The sequence below is a fragment of the Streptomyces sp. NPDC001532 genome, assembly GCF_040298625.1.
Classification (GTDB): Bacteria; Actinomycetota; Actinomycetes; order Streptomycetales; family Streptomycetaceae; genus Streptomyces.
This window is the reverse complement of record NZ_JBEPAL010000038.1, coordinates 77,340-86,583: the sequence shown is the minus strand read 5'-3', so window position 1 is coordinate 86,583 and position 9,244 is coordinate 77,340. Positions and strand designations below refer to the sequence as shown.

Annotated in this window: 5 protein-coding genes; 3 read left to right on the top strand and 2 right to left on the bottom strand. The window is 72.8% G+C overall.

Features of this window, described 5'->3' with window-relative positions:
* Nucleotides 1-4,077 (top strand): thioester reductase domain-containing protein (locus ABT232_RS29080; protein ID WP_351845198.1); only part of this gene is annotated, 4,077 nt, incomplete at its 5' end.
* Between the two features lie 84 nt (nt 4,078-4,161).
* Here the strand turns inward: ABT232_RS29080 and ABT232_RS29075 are convergent.
* Both ABT232_RS29075 and ABT232_RS29070 read right to left on the bottom strand, forming a co-directional pair.
* Complete coding sequence (locus tag ABT232_RS29075; RefSeq protein ID WP_351845196.1) at nt 4,162-5,334, bottom strand: acyl-CoA dehydrogenase family protein; 1,173 nt, start codon at nt 5,332-5,334, stop codon at nt 4,162-4,164.
* Nucleotides 5,335-5,545: 211 nt separating this feature from the next.
* Entirely contained in the window at nt 5,546-5,980 is a 435-nt protein-coding gene (locus tag ABT232_RS29070) for a winged helix-turn-helix transcriptional regulator (protein ID WP_351845194.1), read from the bottom strand.
* A 182-nt stretch (nt 5,981-6,162) separates the two neighbouring features.
* Here ABT232_RS29070 and ABT232_RS29065 point away from each other — a divergent pair, with 182 nt between their 5' ends.
* Nucleotides 6,163-7,590, top strand: a complete 1,428-nt coding sequence (locus tag ABT232_RS29065) for an MFS transporter (RefSeq protein ID WP_351845210.1) — start codon at nt 6,163-6,165, stop codon at nt 7,588-7,590.
* Nucleotides 7,591-7,887: 297 nt separating this feature from the next.
* The gene (locus ABT232_RS29060) at nt 7,888-9,066 is read left to right on the top strand and encodes an acyl-CoA dehydrogenase family protein (protein ID WP_351845192.1); all 1,179 of its coding nucleotides are present in this window, start codon (nt 7,888-7,890) and stop codon (nt 9,064-9,066) included.
* The last annotated feature ends 178 nt before the right edge of the window (nt 9,067-9,244 follow it).

The window sequence follows — 9,244 nt, the reverse complement described above, 5'->3', positions numbered from 1 at the left end:
GTGCGTCAGGTGCGTGAGGCCGTCCGGTACGCCGACGCGGTCACCGCCATGGAGGAGCAGGGCGTCCGCACCTACGTCGAGATCGGCCCCGACGGCGTCCTGACCGCCCTCAACCGGGGCGTCCTCGCCGACCGCACCGGCACCCGGGCCCTCGCCCTGCAACGGCGCGACCGGCCCGAGCCGGCCGGCCTGGTCGGCGGACTGGCCGAACTGCACCTCACCGGCGCCCGCGTCGACTGGGAGGCGTTCTACGCCGGCTCCGGCGCCCGCCGCGTCGCCCTGCCCACCTACGCCTTCCAGCACCGCAGGTACTGGGTCGACGCCTCCGCCGCCTCGGCCGACGCGGGCGGTCTCGGTCTCGACCGGGCCGACCACCCGCTGCTGGGCACCGCCCTGACCCTCGGCGACAGCGACGAGACCGTGTTCACCGGCAGCCTGTCGGCCCGCAGCCACCCCTGGCTCGCCGCCCGCACGGTGGCCGGCGAGGCCGTGGTGACCGGTGCGGCCCTCGCGGAACTCGCCGTCCGCGCGGGCGACGAGAGCGGTGCCACCGTGCTGGAGGAACTGGCCCTCGACGAACCCCTCGTCCTGCCCGGCGAGGGCGCGCTGCGCCTCCAGGTCCGGGTGGGCGCGGCCGACACCGACGGCCGGCGTGCCGTCACCGTGCACACCCGGACCGGCGACCCCGGCGCGACCTGGGTCCGCCACGCCCGCGGCGTCCTCGGCACCACCCCGCCCGCCGCGCCCGCCGCGGAAGACCCGGCCTCGTGGCCCCCGGCCGGCGCCACCGCCGTCGACCCGGACGACCACTACGCCCGGCTCACCGCCGCCGGTGTGTCGTACGGCCCGCGCCTGCGCGCTCTGACCGGGCTGTGGCAGCAGGACGGGGCGTACTTCGCGGAGCTGCGGCTCGATGACGAACTCGGCGAGCAGGCAGAAGAGTTCGGCATCCACCCCGCCCTCCTCGACGCCGCCCTCCACCCCGTGCTCGGCCCGCTCGGCGCGGCCGTCCGCTGGCAGGGCGTGCGGCTGCACGCGACCGGCGCCCGCGAACTGCGCGTGCGCCTCGTCCCGCGCCCCGGCACCGACGACACCTACGCCCTGCACCTCGCCGACCCGTCCGGCGCCCCCGTCGCCGAGGCCGACTCCGTCACCCTGGGAGCCCACGACCCGGCCGCGCTGAGCGCCGCGCGGACCCGCGACCACGACGCGCTGTTCCGGCTCGCCTGGACGCCCCGCCCGCTCGCGCCCGCCGCGCTGCACTGGGCGGAACTCGCCGCGGACGGCGGCGAGCCGGACCCGCGGGCCGTCGCCGCCGCCGTAGCCGCCGGCACGCCGGTCGACGCCGTGCGCGTCCGCCTCACCACGCCGTCCGGCACCACACCGCCGCACGCTGTGCACGCCACGGTCGGCCGCGCCCTGGAACTGGCCCGGGCATGGCTCGCCGAGGACGCCCTCACCGGCGTTCCGCTGGTCGTGGTGACCAGCGGCGCGGTGTCCGCCGCCGCCGGCGAGGACGTCCACGACCTCGGCGCCGCCGCCGCGTGGGGCCTGCTGCGCTCGGCGCAGTCCGAGGCGCCCGGCCGGATCGTCCTCGCCGACGTCCCCGACCCGGAGGCGCCCGGCCTGGAAGCCGTACTGTCCGCGCTGGTCGCCTCGGGCGAACCGCAGGCGGCCGTCCGGGAGGACGGCGACGGCCCCGCGGCCGGTCCGCGCGTGCTCGTGCCCCGGCTGGAGCGGGCCCCGCGGGTGGACCAGGCCGGCGGCGACCCGGTCTGGGACCCGGACGGCACCGTCCTCATCACCGGTGGCACCGGCTCCCTGGGCGGGCTCTTCGCCCGCCACCTGGTCACCCGGCACGGAGTGCGGCACCTGCTGCTGGTCAGCCGGCGCGGCGCCGACGCCCCCGGCGCGGACCGGCTGCGGGCCGAACTGACCGGCCTCGGCGCCTCGGTGACCGTCGCCGCCTGCGACGTCTCCGACCCGGACGCCCTTGCCGCGCTGCTGGCCGCCGTCCCCGCCGAGCACCCGCTGCGCGGCGTCGTGCACACCGCGGGCGTGCTGGACGACGGGGTGATCGGCGCGCAGACCGCCGAGCGGCTCGCCGCGGTGCTGCGCCCCAAGGCCGACGCGGCCTGGCACCTGCACGAACTGACCCGCGACCTCGGGCTGACGGCGTTCGTGACCTTCTCGTCCGTCGCCTCCGTCGTCGGCGGCCCCGGCCAGTCGACGTACGCCGCCGCCAATCTCTTCCTCGACGCGCTCGCCCGGCACCGGGCGGCGCGGGGCCTCGCCGCCACCTCCATCTCCTGGGGCCTGTGGGCCCAGGCCTCCGAACTGACCGGAAACCTCACCGAGACCGACCTCAAGCGGATCGCCCGCAGCGGTTTCCTCCCGGTCGCCACCGAACAGGGGCCGGGCCTGTTCGACCTGGCCCTGCGGCTCGGGCCCGACCCGGTGGCCACCCCGCTCGACCTGGGCGCCTTGCGGGAACAGCCGCGGACCCCGGCCGTGCTGGGCGCCCTGGTGCGGACGCCGCGCCGGGCCACCGCCCACAGCCGGGCCGAGGACGGCACCTCGCTCGCCGACCGGCTCGCCGCCCTCGACGACGAAGAGGCCCGGTACGCCGCTGTCCTGGAGGCGCTGACCACCGAGATCGCCCGCATCCTGGGCCGCTCGGGCGCCGACGGCATCACCCCGGACCGCTCCTTCCCGCAGCTCGGCCTCGACTCGCTGACCTCCGTGGAACTGCGCAACCGGGTGTCCCAGCTCACCGGACTGACCCTGCCCGCCACCGTCGTCTTCGACCATCCGACCCCGCGGGACCTGGCCGGCCACCTGCTCGCCGAGCTGGCACCCGGCGCCGACGGCACAGCGCCCGACGCCGCGGCCGACACCGTCGACTACGCGGCCGACATCACCCTGCCCGACGACATCCGGCCCGCCGCCGAGGTCGTCCGCACCGTCACCGACCCGGACGAGATCCTGCTCACCGGCGCCAGCGGCTTCCTCGGCGCGTTCCTGCTGCGCGACCTGATGCGCACCACCACCGCCCGGATCCACTGCCTGGTCCGCGGCACCGACGAGCGCACCGCACGCGAACGGCTGCGCTCCGGCCTCCAGTGGTACCGCGTCTGGGACGACATCGACGAGGACCGGCTCCACGTGCTCGTCGGCGACCTCGCCGAGGAACGGCTCGGGCTGACCGAGGAACGCTTCGACGAACTGGCCCGCACGGTCGACGTCGTCTACCACGCCGGCGCCTCCGTGCACTGGCTCCAGCCCTACCAGGCGCTGCGCACCGCCAACGTCGGCGGCACCCGCGAAGTGCTGCGGCTGGCCGCCCGCCACCGCACGGTCCCCGTCCACCACGTCTCCACGGTCGGGGTGTTCGACGGTCCGGTCACCCCGGGCGTGCCGCTGAAGGTCACCGACCCGACCGGCCCCGCCGAGGTGCTGCCCAGCGGCTACCTGCGCAGCAAGTGGGTCGCCGAACAGGTCGTCGAGCTGGCCCGCGACAGGGGCCTGCCCGTCTCCGTCTACCGGGTGGACGTGATCTCCGGCGACCGGGACAACGGCGCCTGCCAGACCCGCGACTTCGTCTGGCTCGGCCTCAAAGGCCTGCTCCAGGCGGGCCTGGTGCCCGCCGGCACCGGCGGCCGCTTCCACCTGCTGCCGGTGGACTACGTCAGCGCCGCCATCCTCGGCATCTCCACCCGGCCGGAGGGCGCCGGCGGCACCTACCACCTGTTCAACCGCAGCTCGCTCAGCCTCACCGACTGCGTCACCTACCTGCGTCGCCTCGGGTACCGGCTCGAAGAGACCGACGCCGACCGGTGGCGCGAGGCGGTGCGCGCCGACCGGGACAACGCGCTCCAGCCCCTGCTGCACGCGTTCGAGATGATGACGTCCGACACCGACGCCTTCTACCCGGCCCTCGACACCGGGGAGACGGAGGCGGCCCTGGACGGCACCGGGATCAGCTGCCCGCCGCTGACGGAGGAACTCTTCGCCACGTACGTGGAGTTCTTCGTCCAGGAGGGCCACTTCCCGCCCGCGCCGGCCAAGGCCGACTGACCGGGCCGACGCGAACGGGCCGCCGGCCGCCGCTCCGCACCGGGAGCGGCGGCCGGCGGCCCGCGCCGTTCGGGAGCCGGGGGCTCAGAGGATGTACGAGCCTGGGTCGAGCCCCATCAGGACGCGGCCCTGCATCTCCAGGTTGGGCAGCGGATGCGCCAGGGCGTGCTGGGTGAAGCCCAGGATGTCCCGGTGGTAACGCTGGATGGGCACACTGCGCTTGAGGACCGAGGCACCGCTGAGCGAGTACAGCAGCTGGACGGCCTCCTTCGCCAGGTCGCCGGCGAACGCGGTCCGCCCGCGTACCTGGGCCTTCTCCGCGTCGGTGGGCTGCTCCCCGGCATCGGCGCGCTCCTGGAGCAGCGCGATCACCCGGTCGGTCAGCGCGGCGCCGGCCTCGATCCGGTTGGCCGCGGCCGCCACCTGCTGCTGGACCAGCGGGTGCTGGCGCTGGTCGTCCCAGTCGGTGTAGGTGATACCGCGTCCCGGCAGCCGCTCGAAGAACAGCTCCAGGGCACCACGCGCGAGGCCGAGGGCCATGCTCGCGTACAGCGACATGATGAACGAGACGGCGCCGTACCCGCGTCCAGGGACCTGCTGGTTCCACCGCTCACCGGTGTCCCCGGTCAGCGAGGCGTCGTAGCCGATGAGGCGGTGGGCGGGCACGAAGACGTCCGTGGCGACCGTGGTAGCGCTCCCAGTACCGCTGCCGGCCGAGACGTCCCAGTCGTCGATGATCGACAGCTCCGCCAGCGGCACGAGGGCGAAGAACTCCTCCTCCGTCCCGTCCGGCCGCTCCAGCACCGCGCCGAGCACGTCCCAGTCGGCGGCGTGGCAGCCGGAGTTGTAGCTCCAGCGCCCGCTGAGCCGATAGCCGCCCTCGACCGGGGTCAGCCGGCCGGTCGTCGCGAAGCCCAGCGACACCCGCACCGAGCCCCCGTCGAAGACCTCCTTCTGCGCCTCGTCCGGGTACAGGCCGGCGATCAGCGCCCCGGTGAGCCACACCGTCATGTTCCAGCCGGTGGCCGGACAGGCCCCGGCGATCTCACCCACCACGTCCGCCTGCCGCGCGAGCGGAAGGTCCAGACCGCCGAAGCGTTCGGGCACGGCCATGCGGAACACTCCGGCCCGGTCCAGGAGCCTCAGCGTCTCCCGTGGCACCCGCCCCTGCTCCTCCGCCTCGATGCCGTGTTCCCGGATCACGGGTACGGCCTCGCGGACGGCAGCCGACACCCCGGCCGAATCCTGAATAGACACTCGTTCCTCCGAACCTGGTACGCCCGAAAAGGCAAGACGGGCATTCCGCCGGAAGGTAACGAGCCGTTTTCCCTGGTGGATCACCATGCGGTAATCGGCGGGTAATCCTCCGGTCATCGGAAACGAAAGAGGGCCGGATTCCCGGGGGATTCCGGCCCGGATTCGGACGGGTGGACAACAAGGGAACGGATGTGGCGGGCCGGGCCGCCGGTCAGGACGCGACGGCCTGGTCCGCCCGCCGGTCGTACTCGGCCCGCGCGGCCGCGATCTCGCTCTGGTGCTCCTCCGTCCAGACCACCAGGCTCCGGATGGTGTCGTGCAACGTCACCCCCAGAGGCGTCAACTCGTAGTCCACACGGGGCGGAACGACCGGGTGCACCGTGCGGTTGACCAGGCCGTCCCGCTCCAGCTGACGCAGCGTGACGGTCAGCATGCGCTGGCTGACCCCGTCGATCTGCCGGCGCAGCTCCGAGAAGCGGAGGCTGCGGCGCTCCAGCAGCGCTATCACCAGCAGGGACCACTTGTCCGCCACGCGGTCGAGGATATGCCGCACCTCACAGCCCTGCCGGGTGTCCCACTGGAGCGCCTCGTACTCGTCCTCGGTACCCGCGCAGTGAGTCGGTGACTTCAAAGTGCCTTCTTCCATAGTCCCCGAGACTGCCCGAAGATGCCTGTGGTTACAAGTGGGAACCGCCCCGGTCTCGATACATCCCCGTGTTTTCGGTCAGACCTGCCCGCGGTCGTCCCGCACCCGTTCTTTCCTTTTCTCCCCAAGGAGTCATTTCCGTGTCCGCACTGCAATCCAATCAGGGCAGCGGCACCGATCGCATGAGTGGGCGCGCTTGGGGCGTGCTGTTCGTGCTGTGTGGTGCGATCTTCCTCGAAGGCGTCGACGTGGCCATGCTCAACGTGGCCCTGCCGTCCATCCGGGCCGACCTGGGGCTGTCGACCGGCACGCTCCAGTGGGTCATGAGCGCCTACGTCCTCGGCTACGGCGGCTTCATGCTGCTCGGCGGCCGCGCCGCCGACCTCTTCGGCCGCCGCCAGATGTTCCTGTTCTGGCTGACCGTCTTCCTGCTCTTCTCCGGCCTGGGCGGTCTGGCCACCGAGGGCTGGATGCTGATCGTCGCCCGCTTCGTCACCGGTGTGGCGGCGGCCTTCATGACCCCCGCCGGTCTGTCGATCATCACCACCAGCTTCGAGGAGGGCCCGCAGCGTAACAAGGCGCTGCTGGTCTACTCGGGCACGGCGGCCGGCGGCTTCTCCATCGGCCTGGTCATCGGCGGTCTGCTCTCCTCGGCCGACTGGCGCTGGGTCTTCTTCGCCCCGGTCATCCTGTCGTTCCTCATCCTGGTCACCGGAGCGGCCCTCATCCCCAAGTCGGCCAAGCCCGACCGCAACGGCCAGGGCATGGACATCGGCGGCGCGATCAGCGTCACCGCGGCCATCCTGCTGCTGGTCTTCGCCGTCGAGCGCGCCAGCCACGAGTCGGCCGGCGTCACCGCGGTGACCGTGGCGGCCAGCCTGGTGCTGTTCCTGGCCTTCGTGGTCATCGAGCGCAAGGTGTCCTCGCCGCTGGTCCGCCTCGGCATCTTCCGCAACGGCAGCCTGGTCCGCTCCAACATCGCCGGTCTGCTCTTCGCCGCCGGGTTCTTCGGCTTCCAGTTCATCGTCGTGCTGTACCTCCAGGAGCTGCGCGGCTGGTCCACGCTGCAGACCAGCTTCGCGATGATCGTCATCGGCATCGACGCGATCCTGTCGCCGACGCTCACCCCGAAGCTGGTGAACAAGTTCGGCAACGCGCGGGTCATCTTCGGCGGTCTGCTGCTGGCGGTGCTCGCCTACGCGCTGATGCTGCCGCTGGGCCTCGACTGGACCTACCTGATGATGTTCCCGAGCCTCATCGTCCTGGGCCTGTCCTTCTCGCTGGCCTACGGTCCGCTCACCATCGTCGCCACCGAGGGCATCGACGAGGAGGAGCAGGGCGTCGCCGGCGGTCTGCTGTACACCTCCTTCCAGTTCGGTGCCGCCCTCGGTCTGTCCTCCGCCACCGCCGCGCTCACCGCGGCGACCGACGGCACCAGCGACCAGGCGCTGCTGGACGGCTACCAGGCCGCCCTGCTCGTCCCGCTGGTGGCCGCCGCCGTCGCCGTCGTGATCAGCCTGTTCGGGCTGCGCGGCAAGTCCGGCGCGGCCTCCGCGGAGACCGTCCCGGCGAGCGACCCCGTCCTCGAATCGGTCGAGACCGCTCGCTGACCCCCTGTACAGCCCGCGACCGCCGGGCTCCGCTTCGCCTCAGGCCGAATCCCCCGGGCCTGGGGCGAAGTCGTTTTTCCGTACCCCTTCACCGGTTCGGGCCTTTTCTCCTCCTCGGGGCCGTTCCATTACCGGTGGCTGACCCTCCGTTCGTCGGTCGCGTTCCGGTCACTGCGCCACCGAGAGTTCGCGGTTACCGGCGCAAGAGCGGCACTCCCCAGAATGCTTCGACAGATCGAACAGTGCGCCGATTCGTTCCGGGAGTCACGGCCGGACGGAAATCGCTGAGGAGGAAGCATGACCACGACCGACAGTGCGATCGCTGCGGTGCTCGACGAGGTGAAGTCCCTGGCCGACCGGTTCAGGGAATCCGGTCCGCAGTCGGAGGAACGGCGCTGGATTCCGGACGAGAACATCGAACTCCTGGAAAAGGCCGGCGTCTTCCGCCTCAATGTCCCGGCGCGTTTCGGCGGTCTTGAGGCCCCCGTCGCCGACCAGGTCAAGGTGCTCAGCGAGATCGCCCGCGCCGACACCGCCACCGGCTGGGTCGCCATGATCTGGCTCTCCAGCTCCTGGGTCCCGAGCCTCTTCCCGGACGCCGCCCAGAAGGAGGTGTACGCCGAGGGCTCGCTGAAGGTCTCCACCGGCTTCACGCCGAGCGGCACCCTCACCGCCGAGGACGGCGGCTACTCCCTCAGCGGCAGCTGGAAGTGGATCTCGGGCGCCCGGGGCGCCTCCTACGGCCTGCTCGCCGCGCTGCTGACCGGCCCGGACGGCACCCCGATCCCGCACGCCGCCCTGGTCCCGTTCTCCGAGCTGGAGATCGCCGACGACTGGCACGCCGCGGCCGCCGCGGGCACCGGCAGCTCCACCGTCTCCGCCACGGACGTCAAGGTTCCCGCGCACCGCGTGGTGAGCCTGCTCGACGTGCTCGCCGGCACCACCGGCGACCGCTCCAACACCGGCGCGACCGGCCGCAACTACGCCTTCGTCCCGTTCTTCATGGCGCAGGGCGCCTCGGCCTACCTCGGCATCGCGCGCGGCGCCTACGAGCTGTTCCTGGAGCGGCTGCCCGGACGCGGCATCACGTACACGTCGTGGACCGACCAGAGCCAGTCCCCGGTGACCCAGATCCAGGTGGCCACGGCCGCCAACAAGATCGCCGCCGCCGAGGCCCTTCAGGAGACCTGGCTGCGCCTGATCCAGGAGCACGCCGACGCCGGCACCTCGCCGTCCGTCGAGGAGCGCGCCGCCGTGCGCGGCAAGGCCGGCTTCGCGATCCAGCTCGCCAAGGAGGCCGTCGACGAGCTGTTCGAGGCCAGCGGCGCCTCGGTGATCATGAAGGACGTCCCGTTCCAGCGCTACCACCGCGACCTGCGCGGTCTCGCGCTGCACGCGCTCTTCGCCTTCCACACCAACCAGGAAGTGCACGGCCGCTCCATCCTCGGCCTGGCGCCCGACACCCCCTTCCTCTGATCCACGCGTTCGATCCGTGACCGATCACTGATCCACGCGGTCGAACCACGCGATCCGGCGCACAGCGCGCAGGGGTCGCCGGACCCGTCATGGCCGTCCGGCGACCCCTGCGCGCTTCCACCACCCCCCGCTCGGAGGCGACTGCCGCCACGGCCTCAGCGCCTGTCCCGCAAGTTCC